Source organism: Ktedonobacter racemifer DSM 44963 (assembly GCF_000178855.1).
In the GTDB taxonomy this organism is placed as follows: Bacteria; Chloroflexota; Ktedonobacteria; order Ktedonobacterales; family Ktedonobacteraceae; genus Ktedonobacter; species Ktedonobacter racemifer.
The window spans coordinates 923,600-941,861 of the sequence record NZ_ADVG01000003.1 but is presented as its reverse complement, the minus strand read 5'-3'; the positions used below and the strand labels follow the sequence as shown (position 1 = coordinate 941,861).

Here is an 18,262-nt window from a genome sequence, read left to right as displayed (position 1 = left end):
CCGAAAACCGCTAGCCAGAGCTGCTTTTGTGGAGTATGATAGTCGCATAAAGGAACCAGGCCTGGGTGTTCCGCGTGTGTCGTCGTCTCATCATGCCAAAGGATAATGTGCCATGGAAGCCTCCACCAACCTGCATACCGACTTCGATCTCTGTTACCGCGCGGTCTGTAGCCGCGACGCCCGCTTCGACGGGCGCTTCTATTCGGCGGTGACCTCGACGGGCATCTATTGCCGTCCCATCTGCCCGGCACGCACACCCCAGGCCCGAAATATGCGCTTCTTCTCCTCCGCTGCGGCGGCGGAAGCGGCAGGCTTTCGCGCCTGCCGCCGTTGCCATCCAGAGTCCAGCCCTGGCTCCTCGGACTGGAATGTGCGCGCTGATCTCGTGGCGCGGGCCCTGCGCTTGATCGCTGCTGGTCTGGTGGATAGCGAGGGTGTATCCGGGCTGGCGCAGCGCCTGGCTGTTAGCGAGCGCCATATTCATCGCGAGCTGACCGCCGAGGTCGGCGTGGGGCCGCTGGCCCTGGCGCGCAGTCGCCGTGCCCAGGTCGCGCGCCTGCTCATAGACCAGACCGACCTGCCCCTGACTGAGATCGCCTTTAGCTCAGGATTCGCCAGCATTCGCCAGTTCAATGAAACCATGCAACAGCTCTTTGGCTGCGCGCCCTCGGAGTTTCGCCGTCGCCAGATCTCAGAGGGAAATGGCGCAGGCAAGCTGACGCTCCGCCTGCAATATCGCCCACCCTACGCCTTTGGTCCGCTGCTGACCTACCTGGAGAAACGAGCCCTTCCAGGCGTCGAAGAGGTCGTCAATGGCGTCTACCGCCGCACCATCCGCCTCGCACGCTCCCAGGGCCTCCTCGAACTGGAGCCCCAGCCCACCAAACACGCGGTCGCGGTACGCCTCTCGCTGGACAACCTCAATGACATAAGCGCCATCGTCCAGCGCTGCCGCAACCTCTTCGACCTGGACGCTGACCCTCTCGCCATCATGCACATGCTAGAAGCAGATCCCCTGCTCGCGCCGCTCGTCGCCGCCCTGCCCGGCCTGAGAATTCCCGGTGCCTTCGATGGCTTTGAGCTAGCTGTACGTGCCATCCTCGGGCAGCAGGTCTCGGTTGCAGGCGCGCGCACCCTCGCGGCCCGCGTCGCTCGCATCACCGGAGAGCCGCTCGCCCAGCCCGATGGCACACTCACGCACTACTTCCCCACGCCCGCCCAGCTTATAGAAGGCAGCCTCGATGGCCTGGGCATCACCACCTCACGCATCAAGGCCATCAAAGAGTTGGCGCGTAGCGTAGACGCGGGCGAGATCATCCTCGACCGGGGCGCCGACCGCGCGGAGACCGTCGCCCGCCTCCAGAGCCTTCCCGGCGTTGGTCCCTGGACCGCCAGTTACATCGCCATGCGCGCCCTGGGCGATCCCGACGCCTTCCCCGTCACCGACCTGGGCCTGCGCCGCGCCTTCGAGCAGCATAACCTGCCCGCCAGCCCGAAAAGTATCTCGGCCCACGCCGAGACCTGGCGCCCCTGGCGCGCCTATGCCACCCACTACCTCTGGCACAACCTCGCCTCCTCGAATAATAGCAAGATAGGAGAAGTTTTTCCCGATGTGAGTGAGTAAGCTTGTTACTGGACATCTCAGTTGAGGATTTCCTTTGAAGGCAACGTGGTAGCCTTCGTAACTTCAGATCAAGCTCGCACCATGACTGCCTCCACCGTGAATATCTCCTGCGGCGCACTTATGGATTACTAAGACAATACCAGCGAGAGAGCGCTACTGACATACACGCCTACACTGGCGGGCAAATATCTTCCCCGAACGTATAGACGCTTCCCAGCGTAGGCGCGTACGTCAGTAGCGCATGTCACCCATACGCAGGCCCATATGACGGAGCATGGTGTATAATTGAGAGAATCGTTGTTATTTCTCGTTATGCCTCATCCTGGAGGGAAGGTATGCCTGTCTCGGTGACTCATTCCAGGCTGATCTACGACGCGCTCAAAGCCTGCGATATCAAAATTATTTCGGCGCTGCCTGAAACCTGGCTCGTACACCTCATTCGGATGGCCGACGATGACCCCGAGGTGACGCTGGTACGCGTCGCCAAGGAGGAGGAAGCGATTGGCATCTCCGCCGGAGCGCACCTGGCGGGCGTCAATTCGGCGCTCCTGATGCAGAATCACGGTTTCTTCGCCGCCATCAATCCCATCGTCTCCCTCGCTCAGTTATATAAGATCCCACTTTTGATGCTTATCAGTTACAGAGGGTCCTTCGGTGAGCGTGATCCCTGGCAGACCCAGGGCGGGCTGGCTACCGAGCCGCTCTTGCGCGCCCTGAATATCCCCACTACCCAATTGCGTCATCCCGAGGATGTCCCGCGCTGTATCAAAGAGGCTCAGGCCCTCGCCCTGGCCTCGCTGCACCCGGTTGCTGTCCTGCTCTCACGCGAGCTTATGTGGGAGGATTAGCCATGCTACGCATCGACGCGCTTAAAGCGATCTATCCCGAGTTGGAGCACTGCATCGTCGTCACGATCATGGGCGCCGTCGCCGCCGAACTCTACTCACTTGGTCATCGCCATAACTTCTTCTATCTCGAGCACGCTATGGGGCTGGCTTCCTCGATGGGCTTGGGCATCGCGCTCTCCCTGCCAGGACACCCGGTGGTGGTACTGGATGGCGATGGCTCGCTTTTAATGAACCTGGGAACCCTGAGCACGATGGCCCGCTATCAACCAGGCAACCTGCTCCACATCGTCTTTGATAACGAGAGCCTGCTATCGGTCGGCGGTTTCCCCACAGCTACGGCGGTCCATACCGACCTCGCGGGCATCGCGCAGGCCTCTGGCATTCCCAGGGTCGCACGTGCCAACACGCCCGAGGAGCTTCAGGCTGGTGTGCGCGCGGCCCTGGCTAGCCACACCCTTACTACTTGCGTCTCTAAAGTCGAGGCCATCGGCCCCAAGACCTTCGCCATGGATCTGCCCCTGCTGGAGAACCGCTTTCAGTTCAAGCGCTACCTGGAGACCTTGCGCCAGCCAGGGCGCTCCTGACCCCCGCGTAACAAGCGTCAGAACAAATTCAAACAGATGGAGGTTACAATCATGGCAACTCCCGACAACGCTATTTTGCTGCAACTGGTACAGGAACTGGCCAGTGGTCGCCTGCGCGTCATTGACCTCACCACGCCGCTGGGACCCGATACCCCCGTCATCGATCTGCCGCCCCAGTTCGCGCCCTCGCCCGGCCTGACCCTCGCCGAGATTTCGCGCTATGACGAGCGCGGCCCCGCCTGGTACTGGAACATCCTCAATCTGGGCGAGCATACCGGAACGCACTTCGATGCCCCGGTCCACTGGATCACAGGCAAGGACCTCCCTCATAACACGACCGATACCATTGAACCACGCAACTTTGTCGCGCCCGCCTGCGTCATCGATGCTACCAGGCAGGTCAGCCAGAACCCCGATTTCTTGCTCAGCATTGAAGATGTACAGCGCTGGGAGGAGCAGCATGGGCGCATCCTCACGGGCGCCTGGCTCCTCTACCATACCGGCTGGAGCCAGCGCCACGGGCGTGAGGCCTTCCTCAACGAGCGCGAGGACGGCGCGCACTCGCCTGGTGTGTACAAGGATTGTATCCAGTTCCTCATTCAGGAGCGTGGCATTCTCGGCCTGGGCGTAGAGACGGTCGGCACCGACGCGGGCCAGGCGGGAGGCTTCGATCCCCCCTTCCCCTCACACACCTTCCTGCATGGCGCGGGCAGATTTGGCCTGACCAGCCTCATCAACCTGGACCGGCTCCCGCCCACAGGCGCTATCGTGCTCGCCGCCCCCCTCAAGATCGTCAACGGCTCCGGTAGCCCCTTACGCGTTCTCGCCATCGCGCCCGGCAAGTAGCGCCCTGCACACCTGCTTAAGTTCGCCGCTCTGCTCCTGGGCGCGCCAGGCGATGTAGCCATCGGGGCGGACCAGGAGCGCACCGCTGGGCGAGATACCTGCCAGGGCGGGCCAGCGATTCTCGGGATCGAGGAGGTCGCCATCCGCGCCTATACGGTAGGCCTGGATATCGAGATGCAGGTCTTGCGCGACCTCCTGAGCCGCATCGCGCCAGGCATGACCCTCGGGACCAGCCAGGAGCACAAAGCAAGTGCCACAGAGGTCAAGCGTCGAGATGGCCTGGCTCTGGCACTCTACCCAGAGGTGGGGGACACGCGTGCCGGGGCGCCCATCCAGGTCCAGGTCACTGCTGATGGGTGCCTGGTCGGGAATGATGGCCTGAGAAGGCTCACTATAGCTGTAGTAGCCCAGGATGCGGGTGAAGCGATTGGCGACGCCACTGGGCACCCCCTGCTTATTCATAGTCATCATGCCGGAGCCATCAGCCGCCGCGGCCGACTCCGCTGCCGCTAGGTAGTCGACCGGGTGGCGCTCAGCGTTATAGCTCACGAGCAGGTCGGGACCAGCCCCCCCTTTGAGAACAAGTCCCAGCTTCCAGATCAGGTTGTTGACATCGGCGATGCCGCTATTGGCGCCTTGCCCACCCCAGGGAGGCATCTGGTGCGCGGCATCTCCGGCGAAGAAGACACGCCCATGCTGAAAATTGTCCACTACGCGCATGGCCGATTCCCAGGGCATGATGCTCTTGATCTCAATCTCGATATCTGGTAGCCCCAGGGCAATACGCACCAGCGCCTTGCAGCGCTCGGGCGTAAACTGTTCGGCACTCATGCCTTGACTGGGATCGTAGCCAATGTGGAAGACCCAGGTATCCGACAGATTAATCGAGGTAAAAAGGCCATGCACCAGGGGATTATTGATGGCGCAGAGACTAAACTCGCGCTCATGCACCAGCTCGCGCAGATCTGCCTTGAATAGAACGTTGATCAGGTGTCCCAACGAGCCTTTCCCGCTTACTGAACAACCAAGCTTCTGACGAATTGGGCTGTTGGCCCCATCCGCAGCGATCATATAATCGGCCTGCACAGTGCTCTCCTGCCCGGTCGAGCGGTCGCGGATCGTGGCCGTGACCCCCTCCTCATTCTGAGAAAAAGAGGTTAGCTCAGTGAAGAAGCGCAGGTCGCCTCCACGCTGGCGAGCACTCGCCAGCAGAACCGGCTCAAGCGCGTCCTGGGTGACGCGTGTTCCTGCGGTAGGGCTGACCTCCCCCAGTGAGCCAACCATGCCACCAAAGGCAGCGCGGGCCTTGGGCGCCTGAAAGCCGTCCAGGGCCTCGACCAGGGTTGAATCATTCAATATTCCCATGGCGGGAGCCAGTGAGGCGCCCGCCTCGCGTACCGACTCCTCCAGACCCAGGGTTCGATACAACTCCATCGTGCGGTTATTGACGCCACGCGCGCGAGGATGGATCGAGGTGCCGCTATGGCGCTCCACCAGGAGGAAGGGAATATCCTGCTGCAACAGGAACAGCGACGCGGAGAGTCCCACGATGCCACCGCCCACGATCAAGACTGGAACCCGGAGGGTTGTTGTGTTATTCATGGTTTTGCTCGCTTTCTATGAGAAGCTTTGTGTTTGCGCTCTATTGATGTTGCAAGTATAGGTCTTAAGAGGGCAAAGGGGCATCGCCCGGGCGGGTGAGCGGGAGGATGATTATAGCGGGAAGGTTTAAATGTTAGGGAATACCTGCGTATGGTGGCAATTGAACTTGGGCGACGCAGCGCAGCCAACCTCGCCTCGTCCCTCCGCAGCGCAGCCTAGACCAGCTTCAATTGCCGGGCGGCCTCACTGGCCTCGACACGATTGCTGACGTTAAGCTTGCGGTAGATGTTCTGGAGCTGAGTCTTGACGGTGTTGATGGAGACGACGAGTTCGTTGGCAATCTCCGGGTTGGAGCGGCCAGCCACGAGCAGCCGCAACACACGCGCCTCCTGTGAGCTTAACGCCTCGCTTAGCTCCAGGCTGGTTGCGGCAGAGTTGCCCCATGTCAGCATTTGTAGGAGTTCGCGCGTGAAACGGAGTGGGGTCTCACCCTGAAGCTCTGGTAGCAGGGAGCGAAGAAGCGGGACCAGCTCTTCACCTTCGTCAAGGAAGAGGCGGAGATAGTTTTCGGGGGCGGCCTGGAGTACTACCTCCTGCACGAGTCTCCTGGCTTCACGCGCCTGGCGCAATCCTGCATGCGCCCGCGCCATAAGCAGCTTCATCTTTAATGCTCTGTCGATACGCCCCGCGCCCTGGGCTTGCAGCGAGAGAGCAGCCAGGCGCGATAGAACTTCCTCATACTGGCCCTGCATAAGCTCGTAGCGAGTAATAAGTAGCACTTCTTTCTCTGCAAAGAGGGGTGGGAAAGGCTCTTCATTCTGTTCCCGATCCTTCAGCCAGCGCTCAACCGCTACCAGGTCGCCAACTACGAGATGCAAATGGGCCTGGACCGCCTGGACCTGGCGATAGAGCTGGGTATGCAGAGGCGTGAGGCCAGGCTGTATCCCAGCCTGAAGCTCGCTCAATAGTTGCAACACGCCCCCATTGTCGCCACGTGCCTGCCAGATATCTACTAGAAGGAGCGAGGCATAGACAATTGTCTCTTCCACCTGGATCTGCTTTGCCAGGACCAGGGCATCCTGCACCTGTTGCTCCGCCTCGTCAAGCCTGTTCCAGGCATAGGAGAGGCGCGCTAGCTCCAGCAAGGCATCAGAGATATCGTCGCGATCCTCATCTTCACGCGCCTGTGCCAGGAGGGGCCGCAGGTGCGCCCTCGCTTGGTGCAGGGCGACCTGCTCGCGGCAGATGCGGCTATAGATAATAATGCCTGGCCGCGTAAAGGAACGCCTTGGCGGCGGCACAGCTTGCGTAGGACGGGGCTGGAAGAAGTCTCGCGCGACATTGAGCTGTCCCGAGAGGTACAGGTGTGTGCCAATGACGCTCAAGCTGATGGGGCGCCACATAGGGGAATCTTCAGGAAGATAGGTGAGCGCCTCTTGCGCCAGTTCTATAGCCTCGTTGATCGCACCATACTGCCTGGCAAGTATCGCGCGATAGCTCAGAACTTCTCCCAGGCGCGGCATGTTCCCTTCGCGCTGCCAGCCCTCCTGGGCCATGTCCAGGCTCTTCATGAGGAGCCTGCCCTTCTCTTCCGTCAACGGTATTTCATCCAGCACAAATGTGTAGAGCAGAGCATTGGCATAACTAAAACAGAGCATGGGATGCTTGCTCAGCATATCTTCAGGAAGCTGAGCCAACCAGCGACAAAGGGTGTGGAACTCGTTGACAATAAAATATTCCCCTGGTCGCTGGGGATGTATACTCTCGACCAGTTGCTCAATAAGATCAGCGGAGCGCGTGATGTCATGTGCGCGGAGCGCGGCTTCAACCGCCTCGATGGACATCTGGTGCTGCTCAAACCAGAGACTGGCCTTCCGCGCCAGGTCTCGTAGCGCCTCCTCACCCAGGCGGGTGCGCGCCTCGGCCTGCATCGCCTCGGCGAAGAGAGGATAATAGCGGTACCAGCGCTCGTCCTTCCCTCCCTCAAGTTCTTCCAGAAAGAGGCCCGCACGCGCCAGGGCTTCCAGCAGTTCGGCGCTCTCCTCGCGCTCGGTCAGTGCCGCGCAGAGCGAGCCACTCACGCGGCTCAGGATGCTCGTGCTCAGGAGTAGAGACTGGAGCGGCTCTGGCTGTGAAGCCAAAATTTCTTGCACAAAGTAGTCTTGGAAAGAGCGCTGCTCGCCCGTAAGGTGCAAAATATATTGCTCGACCTCCTGCGGCGTCCGCTTGCCACGCACGGCCAGCGAGAGCAGGCGCAGCCCGGCGACCCACCCCTCCAGGTGCTTTTCCAGGTGGTGCAGGGCCTCAACCGAGCAGGCATATGGCAGAGCCTGGCGCAGAAAATCCGCCATCTCCTCCCGCGAGAAACGCAGATCGTTTGTGTAGAGGTTAGAGAGTTCACCTCTGGCACGCCAGCGTGTAAGCGGCAGAGGTGGCGCGCTCCGTGATAGCAGCAGGATATGCACAGTTGAAGGGAGATGCTCAATAAAAGAGGTCAGCGTCGTATGGATGCGCGCCTCCGTGATCACCTGATAGTCATCGAGTACTAGTAAGCTCTCTTCAGTTAATTGAACCAGCTCATTCAGCAACGTGGTCACGAAGGCCTCAAAGGAGGGCGTCGCGAAGGGAGAAGGAGGTGTGGCCGAGAGCAGCGCCAGGGACTCTGTTCCCAGACCCGGCGCAAGGCGCTGGCAGGCCATAATCATATAGCGCCAGAAGCGCACCGGGTCGTTATCGCCATCTTCTAGCGAGAGCCAGGCTATGGGCGTCTGCGCGTGACGCGCATTCAGCCATTGTCGCACCAGGATCGATTTGCCAAAGCCCGCCGGGGCACACACTAGTGTTACCTTCTCTCCCCAACCCGCATCGAGAAGCGAGAATAGCCGCGAGCGCTCAACGGGAAAGGCGGGGAGGCGCGGAGGCTGCAACCTGCTATCCAGCAGCGAGGAGACCGTGGACACCGAAGCCGAGGATGTCTGGCTGATAGGTACATTAATCTGAGGGCTATTCTCCACACCTGTCTTGGGCATCGCTACCTGGGGAAAGAACTCCGCGACCTGCTCCAGCCTGGCGGGCGTTAACTCCGCGTGGCGACCAATATAACGCTTGCTTGTGCGCCCATTAAGCGAGCGGTAAGCGTACCAGTAGCTATCACCCCGCTGCATCTTCTCTCTGCGCACCGTGCAGTGCGGTCCCAGGCGACTGGTAAAGGCGAACGAAGCGAGTTCAGCCAATCCCTTTGACCAGGACTCCTCACCCGCCAGCGGCACCTGCTGCCCTCCAGCATCGCGCAGCACATACGCCCCTTCCTCCGGCGACCAGAGTACATGGTAAGACGCGCGCCTTGGCATACAGGTTCCCTCCTCACAGTATCAAGCCAGCGCCCGCTCAGCCAGCCAGGCAACTTTTACAGAAGGGATTATATCACACATTAGAACGCGTAACGCACGCAGCAGCCCGGTAGCCGCGTAGCCAGTAGTGGGTACGCAGCCATTGCATTTTAAGGGCCTACCCAAAGCAGAAACGGCCAGGAAGATTTCTTGAGTTTCAGGCATCAAAGCATCGAATGTGTATCATAAATGAGCTTTTCATGATACAGGCGGCGCGGATACCCCTGCGTTTCAACCAGGGGAGGAAGCGCCGCCATCTCAGGGGCTTCACAAGGAGTAGAACATTTGTTATACTGATGTGTATGGATGCACAGCGCACCACACCTGTCACCTACAAGCTGGCTTCCCACTTTATCACGAGAAAGCGAACGACATAAAGCAGATCATCACCGCCAAACTGAAACTTCTGCCCACGCCAGAGCAGCAGCAACGCTTACGCCAGACGCAACTGGCGTACCGCGACGCGCTCAATGCGGTGAGTCACTATGCCTTCGCGCACGGCAAAACCAGCAGTGTGACTACACTGCACAAAGGCATGTATGCCCAGCTACGCGCGCGCTTCGGTCTTCCCTCGCAACTGGCCTGTAGCGTGGAACGGCAGGTCTCGGCAACGTACAAAGGGCTGTGGACGAAACTGGTGAAGAATATCGAGCATCGCCGAGCCAAGATCACAAAAAAGCGCTTCAAGGGATTGGACCAGCCGCCACATTATAGCTCCCCAACCGTGCAGTACACCTACGCGCGGGACTACACCTTTCAGTGCGAGAGCCGGGTAAGCATCGGCACCCTCACTGGACGCATCAGCATCCCTTACCAGGGCTACGATAAGCAGACGGCCCTCATCCAACACGGGGCGCGCATCGGAGATGCGAAACTCTGGTACGATCAGCCAAAGAAGCAATTCTATCTGTTGGTGTCCTTAGAGCTTGAGATTCCTGATCCCACTCCTGCACAACTCACCGAAGTCGTTGGAGTGGATGTGGGTATCCGCTACCTGGCGGTCACTTCCACCTCGACCGGCAAAGCGAGCTTTTACTCGGGAAAGCGAGTGAGGCACCGAGCCAACCATTACGCACGATTACGCAAACGCTTGCAGCAAAAAGGCACTCGTGGCGCGAAACGTCGTCTCAGACGCATTGAGCAACGAGAGAGACGGTTGAAGCTGCACACCAATCACATCATCGCCAAACAGATCATCGAACAGCACCCACACGCACTGATTGGGCTGGAACAGCTCACCGATATCCGGGAGCGAACCAGACGCAGAAAGCGCAAGCGCACGAAAAAGGGGAAGGGCACCCAGACGGTGTCTGCGAAGGCTCGCAAAGCCAATCGCGTGCACTCGCAGTGGTCCTTTGCCGAACTTCAGGCGCTTCTGAGCTACAAGGCCACGCTTGCCGGGTCGCTCGCCGTCAAGGTGGATGCGGACTACACCTCGAAGGCATGCCCGATGTGTGGGCACACGGCTGATGAGAATCGCCCGAACAAGGGGTTGCGCTTTGGGTGTCAGCAGTGTGGATACACGCTCCACGCTGATCTGATTGGCGCGAGGAATGTGACCTTGAGGACGCTCTTGATCCGGCAGGACTGGATCAGGACGGGGTTTGTGTCAATGGCCCCTGATGCATCGGACAAAGAAGCCAAAGCGGCGCGCCTGCGAAGGTACGCCGAGGTGCGGTGGAGTCCAGGTGTAACGAACAAGCCTCCGGTCTCTGACCGGAGGTGATTGACGGTATAAAAGAGAAGAGACAGGACAAGAGGAGGAACATTAATACTATGGCTCAACCCATTATCGTTCCAGGAAAACAAGCGCGAACAGCGGGCCAATCTCCCATTAGTGCCACGGGACAATCCTTTGACCTTCACGAGTGGAGCGGCGGTGGCCCAGACTATTTGCATGTCCATTATTCCGACGACGAGGCCTGGCATATCCTGGAGGGAACGCTAACGTTTCGCTTCCAAGACAAAACCATTGAGGCCCCTGCCGGGACAACCGTATTCGTGCCAGCGGGCGTCGCTCATACCTATTATGAGGCTGCAGGTCCAACCCGGTATCTCATCATTATGACTCCACGGTTACGCGAGCTGGTTGCCACATTACATAAAACTCCTCGCCAGGAGCATAGAGCCATTCTGCGCCAGTTTGCCTCAGATATGGTGGAGTAGAAGCTTGTTTCAGGTTCGTCACAACTGATAAGGCCCGAAACGTCATGCGCTGCAAAAGCACGCGTCTACATATAATGGCACGAGACATATCGCGCCATTATATGTAGACGCGTGCTTTTGCAACGTCGTCACCCCTGCGTCGGCCAGGTTCACTTGGCGACGCGGAACCAGAGATCGGTTCTGGTTGGGGACTCGAATACCCTTATTTTTTCCAATTGTAGCTGCTCATTGACGAGAGGCGCGAAAAATCGTAGACCTTCACCAAAGAGGACAGGAACGACGCCCATATGGATCTCGTCGACCAGCCCGGCTCGTAGGCACTGTTGAGCGGTATCCGCGCCTCCTACCACCGTGACCTGTTTCTCGCCTGCGGCGGCCTTCGCCTGCTGAAAAGCACTTTCGATGCCATCGGTGACGAAGGTTACCCTCAAATGGTCATTCTCACCCTTGACCTTCTTTTCTGGAACAGTATGCGTGAGGACAAAGATCGGCACTTGATATTCGTAATCTGTAAGATCACCTTCGCCCATGTCGTAGGAACGCCGACCCATCACTACCGCGCCTGTCGTCCGTATTTCCTCCTGCAACATCTCTGTCTTGCGCAAGGCTTCGAAATCCGGATACAGACGGCTTATATCGCCATGGCGGTCATTCATAAACCCATCCAGTGATACAGTCGCGCCGATAATAACTTTTCCCATAACACCTCCAGAGCATAAGTAAAATGTTTCATCGCTACCATCTTACGCGCTACCAGCGGAAAAAACTTCTCCGATCTTGCTGAAAGTCTAGCGCGGAATACAGTAGAAGATGTTTATAAGCGTGACGTTCTACATGTAGGCTTTATCTCTTGCCAATCTATAGTACCATAAGAGCGGACAACATCGATCTACCAGGCGATGACCCATAATGATCTACACGATTTCATGGCACGCTATAGGGTTCAAGCTTGCTTAGACTAACTGGCTTGTCTGGACCCATAAGGAGCATGATAATGTCTTTTGCTCACTCTTTAGTGGTTATTCAGAGTATTTATACAATCTGGACGAAGGCTGCACGTGGCGGGGAGATGGCTTCGATGAGGAACCGCACGCCGCTTGCTCTGGAGCTAACTGCCTCTCCTTCTCCGGCAGCTAATGAAAATGTTTGCTTGCATAAGGTTATCTATAGAGAACGTGATCAATTTGAGCGCCCATGGGAGAAGTGGGAACAGAGGACTGAGGCGTCTCCTTTTCACTATGATTGCCTGGCCCTCTCGCTAGAGGAGCAGAGGTTGCAGGTAGGGCTTGAGTGGGAGCGGAGCGATGGCGCGCCCCGGCGTCCAGCCTTTCCACGCCCGGAATTTGCCTTGTTGCCAGGGCAGTGGTTGCGTGTGACCTACAATCTGCGTACCTCCGGGGAAGATGTCTGGTTCTATCATAAACGCGTCTTGAATATTGGTCTCTTTGAGTCAGCCTGCTCTCGGCGCGTGTTTCTAGAGAGCGAGCCAACCTATACCTATGAAAACCTGGCCCAATTGTGGTAGCCAGGGCCTTGTAGGGGCACGGCGCTACTGACGTACGTGCCTATGCTGGGTTTCGCACAAAACACGTGTGAGCCTTCCGTTGTCAGGCAACAGGATTGTAGGCGCGTACGTCAGTAGCGCAACTTGTTGTTCAGCGGAAGAGTTGTTTGAGGATTTCGTCCAGGGTGAGGACCTTTGCAAAGCCCTTGCGCAAGACCTGTAATTCAGGTTCCTGCATCGTGGGATCATCCGTCGCGGTGATATCGCTACCGAAAATCACCTTGAATCCGCGTTCATAAGCTTGCCGAGCGGTAGTCCCACAACAGAAATTGGTTAGTGTGCCGCAAATGATCACGGTGTCCTTGCGCAAGTTCTTGAGAATAGTTTCTAGGGGCGTATCGTAAAATGCGCCATATGAGGGTTTGTAGAGTACAATTTCCTCCTCCAAAGGTGCTAGTTCATGCCAGATGGCGCAATCGCGAAACCAGGTGGCATCATCTTCCATGTAGCGATTGGGCATGAACGATCCGCTAAGTGGCCTATCCAGGTAGTGATGGGTTCGGGCGAATGCGGTATAAATGACAGGAACGCTGGAGGCGCGACATGCTGTGATAAGTTGCTTAATGAGAGGAACCTGGCGGGTCGCTTCTGGCACCCAAAAAGGTGTCCAGTGGGGTTTCACAAACTCATCTTGCATATCAATGACCAGGAGCGCACAGCGTTCTCGCTCCACTTGGAAGGCCGCGTTTCCTTCTCGATAGGCCTGGTGCGCGGAGGCCAGAACCTCTTGTTCCGAAAATAGCTTTGTCATGGAATCCTCTTTATATGCTTTTCGGTGTAGTGCATAGCAGACAAAAAGTATATGGGTACTATGCCAGAGATGATATAGGCAATTATCTATGTATCCAGGCGCTTCTTGATCGTCTGTACCGCTACTGCCCACGCCATTGAGTGTGGATCGATCAGGGCGAAGTGGTCGGTCTCTGGAAGTTCTATCAAGGTGACTTCGTCACCGGCAGCAATTGCGTTAGAGGCATAGACTTGACTGACCTCTAGTGGCAGAAGTTGATCCTGGGTTCCATGCAGAAGAATCTGGGGAATGCCTAGGGGTAACAGGCGCGCCGGAGAGGCGTTGGCATAACGTTCAGGATAGTCCGCGGGACTTCCTCCAATAAAGGCCTCGGTTGCGCCACCTCCCGACTGAAGCCGCCAGGTATGCTCCAGGTCAACCGCTCCAGCCAGGCTGATGGCTGCTCGTAGTGGGAGACGAGGAGGTTGGGACGTCAGAGGGCTATCGGCTGAAACTCGATGGCGTCCAGCTACCCAGAGCGCTAGATGTCCGCCAGCCGAGTGACCAATAATAATACTGCGTTGCAAGTCTAGATCATAAGAGGTATGTATCGTCGTAAGATACTCCGTGGCTTGTGCGGCATCCAGCAGCGTCCCTGGCCAGCCTCCAAAGGGATTGCCTATACGGCGATACTCGATATTCCAGGCCGCCATTCCCAGGCTCGCCAGGTCTTGCGCCAGGCCGGTAAGCTCATCAAGCCCATAGAGTGTACGCCAGAAACCACCATGAAGGAGAAGCACAATGGGATGTGGTCCCGCCTTCTCTGGAACATAGAGATCACCAAATTGAAAGGCATCTTCTCCATAGTTGAGACGAAATGTTTGAAAAGTATATTTTTTCTCTCGCGATGTGACCATCCATCACTCTCCTTCACTGTACTCCTGCTTGGTAGGGAGTAGTATATGGGTTTCCAGGCACTAAGTACATATTTTTTCGAAAGTGATAAACTGTACTTGTTTCAAAAAGAAAGGTATATTGCAAGATGACTTTTAAAGACGATTTTTTATTGGATGAGACCGGGTGGAACATTCTGCGAGAACTACAAAGGGATGCGCGGCAGTCATTTCCAGAGCTGGGGCGGCGCGTGGGACTCTCCTCGCCGGCGGTAGCGGAGCGTGTGCGCAAACTGGAAGATGCAGGCGTGATTACTGGCTATGGGGCGCGTATCAATCCCGCGAAGGTGGGCCTGCCAATGATGGCCTTCGTTCGCCTGACGACAACACCCATGAGCGAGACTGGTCTACATACCTTTATCACGGACCTTCCTGAACTGCTTGAATGCCACCGAGTAACCGGCAACGAGAGCTTTCTTTTGAAGCTTGTCGTCACCTCTATCTCTCATTTAGAGCGTGTGCTTAATCAGCTTATGAACTATGGACCGGTGGCCACATCTATCGTGTTATCCACGCCCCGCTCAGGTGCGCCTCTTAAACAAGAAGCAGCCAGCGGCGCTTAGATGCGGGCCATGAGCGATATGCTTAGCCGTTTGAGGAACGCGGCTCCCTTGAGGGGATTGCTGTGACCCTCAACAAAGATCTCAAAGCGTGGCTCCTTGATGAAGGATGTGAGCCTGTTTGCTTTCCTGGAAAGGTTTGGAGATGCTGGCATAGACTGAGTAGAACGATTGACTCCCCGTTTGCTGGTTTTTCTGCGTTGGGAAATGTCCTCGAACTCTGTCTGAAAATGTTACTTCGTATTCTCATGAGACGTCTCAAATGAGAGTAATAGGTATAGACATCTATACCTATAAGTGCAACTAAGCTTTATGGAGGTCAGGAGGTATGCATATGGTGACTCAGAAGAAACCAGAGGTTGTGATCGCAGAAAGCGACAGGGCTATTGCATGCATGGGAGCGGCAGAAATTGCCAACTTGATTCAGATGCGCAATGCCGCAGATTTACCTACCGTGCTTGGGTTAGCCACGGGAAAGACACCGATCTTACTCTATCGTGAGCTTATTCGCATCGCTCGCGAGAAAGCATTGGATTTTTCACGGGTCATTACCTTCAATCTTGATGAATACTATCCTATGAGCGCTCATTCTCCCCAGAGTTACCATCACTTTATGCGCGCAAATCTCTTCGATCACATTGACATACATCCTGCTCATATTCACATTCCCGATGGCACACTCTCCCGAAAGAATATAGCAAACTATTGCACTGAATATGAGGAAAAAATTCAGCAGGCAGGAGGGATAAACTTGCAGCTTCTGGGGGTAGGTGAGAATGGCCATATTGGGTTTAACGAGCCTGGATCAGAAGTAGATACGCGCACGCGATTGGTAACGCTCGATCCAATCACTCGGCAGAACGCTGCTGCCGAATTTGGTGGTGAAACGAACAGTCCAAGTGAAGCTATTACGATGGGAGTTGCGACCATTTTGGAGGCCCAGAGAATTATCTTAATCGCTTCGGGGAGCAAGAAGGCGCATGCTGTCCAACAAACGATCGATGGCCCCGTCGGCGCGAATGTTCCCGCAACATATCTCCGCTCGCATAGCAATGTAACGATATATCTTGACCCTGCTGCGGCAAAACATATCAAATCTGCTTAAGGTTTTGGTAGTAAGCGCAGAGTGAGCAGGTTTTGAGATTTCATGCGAGCAATCGGCGCGAATGTTGAGCAACTTTCCGCCCATTTTGACAGGGGGACAGTTGTCCTTTACAATCTACCTATTAAGGACAGTTGTCCCTATATGGAATAGAAGGCCTCCCGCAACCCTCGTCAAGCGCAGATGAAGCTTGAAGCACGATGCAAAACAGAGCACGTGTTTGTCTTGAAGGTCCGGGATGGCATAGCTAGCTCGTGCTCATGCCGCAGACGGCTGCCACATGACCTGTTTTCCGTCATTGAGCAAGAGGAATACGAATGAAGGAAGCTATAATGACGACCAAGTATCTTGTTGACCCTGAGCTTGTTGCTCTCCTTGATCAGATTCCTGCCTCAGTACTCACCGCTGAAACCCTGGGGCAGACGCGCGCCAAGGCCAAGATGGCGGTCATGGCTTCTCAGGCATCTGCGAACTTGCCCCAGTTTTCTGCTCTTTCCGTGAGCGAGCGTTTCATCCCTGGCCTAGAAGGAGCACCCGATGTACGGGTGCTGGTCTACCTGCCGACCTCGGTGCAGGGACCGCTCCCTGCCCTGCTCTGGATTCACGGGGGCGGGTATATCATGGGTTCGGCTGACGCGGAAGATATCACGGTCAAAAGCATCGTGTCAGCTATCGGGTGTGCTGCCGTTTCGGTGGACTACCGTCTGGCCCCTGAGACGCCCCATCCTGGTCCGGTCGAGGATTGTTACACGGCCTTGAAATGGCTCTATACTCATGCCGACGAGCTGGGCATCGATCCGAATCGGATCGCGGTTGGCGGCAGCAGCTCAGGAGGGGGGCTGGCGGTTGCATCAGCGCTCCTGGCGCGCGACCGTGGGGAAATCCCCCTGGCGTTCCAATTCCTGCTCGCTCCCATGCTCGATGATCGCACGTGTACGCTGGCGAAACCGCATCCGTACATGGGGGAATTCATCTGGACGCCGGAGGCCAACCGCTTTGGCTGGACCTCTTTGTTGGGCCAGGAACCAGGGGGGGCCGATGTTTCGCCCTATGCTGCGGCGGCACGTGCTGAGCATCTGGAGGGCTTACCCGCCACCTTTATCAACGTGGGTGCTCTCGATCTGTTTCTGGAGGAAGATCTGGAGTATGCTCGCCGCCTGATGCGAGCAGGCGTGCCAACGGAGTTGCATGTCTATCCTGGCGCCTACCACGGCTTCCGTATGGTCGCCGACGCCCAGGTGACACAGGCTGCCGAGCGAGATCAGTTAGCTGCCTTAAAACGCGCGTTTGACCCATCCCGCCGCTCAGACAAGCACCTCCAGGCCTACCACTCCTGAAACCGAGAGAGGGGGACGTTTCTCGAAAGCTCCCTTCCCTCGGGGCAACCAGTCTCATGGAAAGCCAGGACGCCTCCTCACTCTGTGGTGTGAGACGACGGTTATGAATAGGGTTAAAAAGCTCCCCTTCTACCTCTCCCTTAACGAGCACAAGCCCTAGATGCGGGCCATGAGCGATATGCTTAGCCTTTTGAGGAACGCGGCTCCCTTGAGGGGGTTGCTGTGACCTTCAACAAAGATATCAAAGCCTGGTTCCTTGATAAAGGAGGCGAGCATGGACCAGTTGGTCTTCTGCTTGTCGCTCTGCTGATAAGCGGGTGGGGGATAATAGCAATCGCCCAGGAACATCACGCCTCGTTCTTTGATACGTACGACGATTGAGTCAGCGGCGTGCGCGCCCCCAACGTGTTCCAGCTCTAAGGTTAGCCCATCCAGCGACAAAGTCATAGTACGTGCAAAGGTGGTGCTGGGGAGGATATAGCGGAATGTGCTCTCTCTCTCAATGGCCTGGGCCAGAGGGTTATGCTGCGCCGACTCTTGCTGCCTGCTCAATTGTTCCGCTGAGTGTGTGAGCAGTTCCTGGCAGAGATCATGTGCGATAACCGGCGCACCAAAGACACAGGCGCCAAAGGTGTGATCCCAATGATGATGCGTATAGATAATATGGGTGACCGGGGGGGCCTGGATCTTCTCCAGCGCGGCCTGGATACGGCGTGCGTGTGAGGGACTATTGCCGCTATCTATTAATACCGTCTGCGTCGCTGTGCAGATGACGCCAACATTTGGCTGCACCTTGTTGGCATCTCGATCCCGAGGAAAGATCCAGATATTCTCGGCCAGTTGTTGTAAGCTCTCAGACATCACCATTTCCTTGCTTTCTACTCCCATGTGGATGCCTCTGATTGTATCATCATCATAAAAATTGGTACAGCTAGTTTCCCTCCAAAGCTTTTAGAG

The 18,262-nt window shown here is 56.8% G+C and carries 16 protein-coding genes; 10 read left to right on the top strand and 6 right to left on the bottom strand.

The genetic code is table 11. The features are described 5' to 3' along the window. Positions 1-112 precede the first annotated feature (112 nt). The 4 genes from KRAC_RS33095 (at position 113) to KRAC_RS33080 (ending at position 3,902) form a co-directional block, all read left to right on the top strand. The gene (locus KRAC_RS33095; RefSeq protein ID WP_007914877.1) at positions 113-1,624 is read left to right on the top strand and encodes a DNA-3-methyladenine glycosylase 2; all 1,512 of its coding nucleotides are present in this window, start codon (positions 113-115) and stop codon (positions 1,622-1,624) included. A gap of 335 nt (positions 1,625-1,959) precedes the next feature. Then, a complete protein-coding gene (locus KRAC_RS33090) occupies positions 1,960-2,472 on the top strand; it encodes a thiamine pyrophosphate-binding protein (RefSeq protein ID WP_007914876.1) in 513 nt (170 codons plus the stop codon). 2 nt (positions 2,473-2,474) lie between these two features. After that, positions 2,475-3,056, top strand: a complete 582-nt coding sequence (locus KRAC_RS33085) for a thiamine pyrophosphate-dependent enzyme (protein WP_007914875.1) — start codon at positions 2,475-2,477, stop codon at positions 3,054-3,056. A 51-nt stretch (positions 3,057-3,107) separates the two neighbouring features. Continuing rightward, positions 3,108-3,902 (top strand): cyclase family protein, encoded by a 795-nt coding sequence (locus tag KRAC_RS33080; protein WP_007914874.1) that lies wholly within the window; start codon positions 3,108-3,110, stop codon positions 3,900-3,902. Here KRAC_RS33080 and KRAC_RS33075 read toward each other — a convergent pair. Then, positions 3,870-5,504, bottom strand: a complete 1,635-nt coding sequence (locus tag KRAC_RS33075) for an FAD-dependent monooxygenase (protein WP_007914872.1) — start codon at positions 5,502-5,504, stop codon at positions 3,870-3,872. The two genes, KRAC_RS33080 and KRAC_RS33075, sit on opposite strands and share 33 nt — an antisense overlap. Positions 5,505-5,719: 215 nt before the next feature. Continuing rightward, positions 5,720-8,854: a winged helix-turn-helix domain-containing protein gene (locus KRAC_RS33070; RefSeq protein ID WP_007914870.1), complete on the bottom strand. Its 3,135-nt coding sequence runs from the start codon at positions 8,852-8,854 to the stop codon at positions 5,720-5,722. A gap of 412 nt (positions 8,855-9,266) precedes the next feature. On the opposite strand from KRAC_RS33070, the gene KRAC_RS33065 reads away from it, so the two are divergent. Then, positions 9,267-10,619 carry an RNA-guided endonuclease InsQ/TnpB family protein gene (locus tag KRAC_RS33065; protein ID WP_040446228.1) on the top strand — a complete coding sequence of 451 codons (1,353 nt, stop codon included), beginning with the start codon at positions 9,267-9,269 and terminating at the stop codon, positions 10,617-10,619. Between the two features lie 50 nt (positions 10,620-10,669). Then, positions 10,670-11,059: a cupin domain-containing protein gene (locus KRAC_RS33060; protein WP_007914866.1), complete on the top strand. Its 390-nt coding sequence runs from the start codon at positions 10,670-10,672 to the stop codon at positions 11,057-11,059. 149 nt (positions 11,060-11,208) lie between these two features. Here KRAC_RS33060 and KRAC_RS33055 read toward each other — a convergent pair whose 3' ends face one another. Next, positions 11,209-11,760 (bottom strand): dihydrofolate reductase family protein, encoded by a 552-nt coding sequence (locus KRAC_RS33055; protein WP_007914864.1) that lies wholly within the window; start codon positions 11,758-11,760, stop codon positions 11,209-11,211. A gap of 377 nt (positions 11,761-12,137) precedes the next feature. Here KRAC_RS33055 and KRAC_RS33050 point away from each other — a divergent pair, with 377 nt between their 5' ends. Continuing rightward, the gene (locus KRAC_RS33050; protein WP_169460974.1) at positions 12,138-12,584 is read left to right on the top strand and encodes a hypothetical protein; all 447 of its coding nucleotides are present in this window, start codon (positions 12,138-12,140) and stop codon (positions 12,582-12,584) included. A gap of 130 nt (positions 12,585-12,714) precedes the next feature. On the opposite strand, the gene KRAC_RS33045 is transcribed toward KRAC_RS33050, so the two are convergent. After that, positions 12,715-13,374, bottom strand: coding sequence for a cysteine hydrolase family protein (locus tag KRAC_RS33045; RefSeq protein ID WP_007914858.1), 660 nt, complete (start codon positions 13,372-13,374; stop codon positions 12,715-12,717). A gap of 86 nt (positions 13,375-13,460) precedes the next feature. Beyond that, positions 13,461-14,270 carry an alpha/beta hydrolase family protein gene (locus tag KRAC_RS33040; RefSeq protein WP_007914855.1) on the bottom strand — a complete coding sequence of 270 codons (810 nt, stop codon included), beginning with the start codon at positions 14,268-14,270 and terminating at the stop codon, positions 13,461-13,463. A 125-nt stretch (positions 14,271-14,395) separates the two neighbouring features. Between KRAC_RS33040 and KRAC_RS33035 the strand changes: the two genes are divergently transcribed. The 3 genes from KRAC_RS33035 (at position 14,396) to KRAC_RS33025 (ending at position 17,305) form a co-directional block, all read left to right on the top strand. Next, positions 14,396-14,869: an Lrp/AsnC family transcriptional regulator gene (locus KRAC_RS33035; RefSeq protein WP_007914854.1), complete on the top strand. Its 474-nt coding sequence runs from the start codon at positions 14,396-14,398 to the stop codon at positions 14,867-14,869. Positions 14,870-15,200: 331 nt separating this feature from the next. Next, complete coding sequence (gene nagB / locus KRAC_RS33030; RefSeq protein WP_007914852.1) at positions 15,201-15,971, top strand: glucosamine-6-phosphate deaminase; 771 nt, start codon at positions 15,201-15,203, stop codon at positions 15,969-15,971. 329 nt (positions 15,972-16,300) lie between these two features. Further along, positions 16,301-17,305 (top strand): alpha/beta hydrolase, encoded by a 1,005-nt coding sequence (locus KRAC_RS33025; RefSeq protein WP_007914851.1) that lies wholly within the window; start codon positions 16,301-16,303, stop codon positions 17,303-17,305. A 156-nt stretch (positions 17,306-17,461) separates the two neighbouring features. On the opposite strand, the gene KRAC_RS33020 is transcribed toward KRAC_RS33025, so the two are convergent. Continuing rightward, a complete protein-coding gene (locus tag KRAC_RS33020; RefSeq protein ID WP_040445491.1) occupies positions 17,462-18,166 on the bottom strand; it encodes an MBL fold metallo-hydrolase in 705 nt (234 codons plus the stop codon). Positions 18,167-18,262 lie beyond the last annotated feature (96 nt).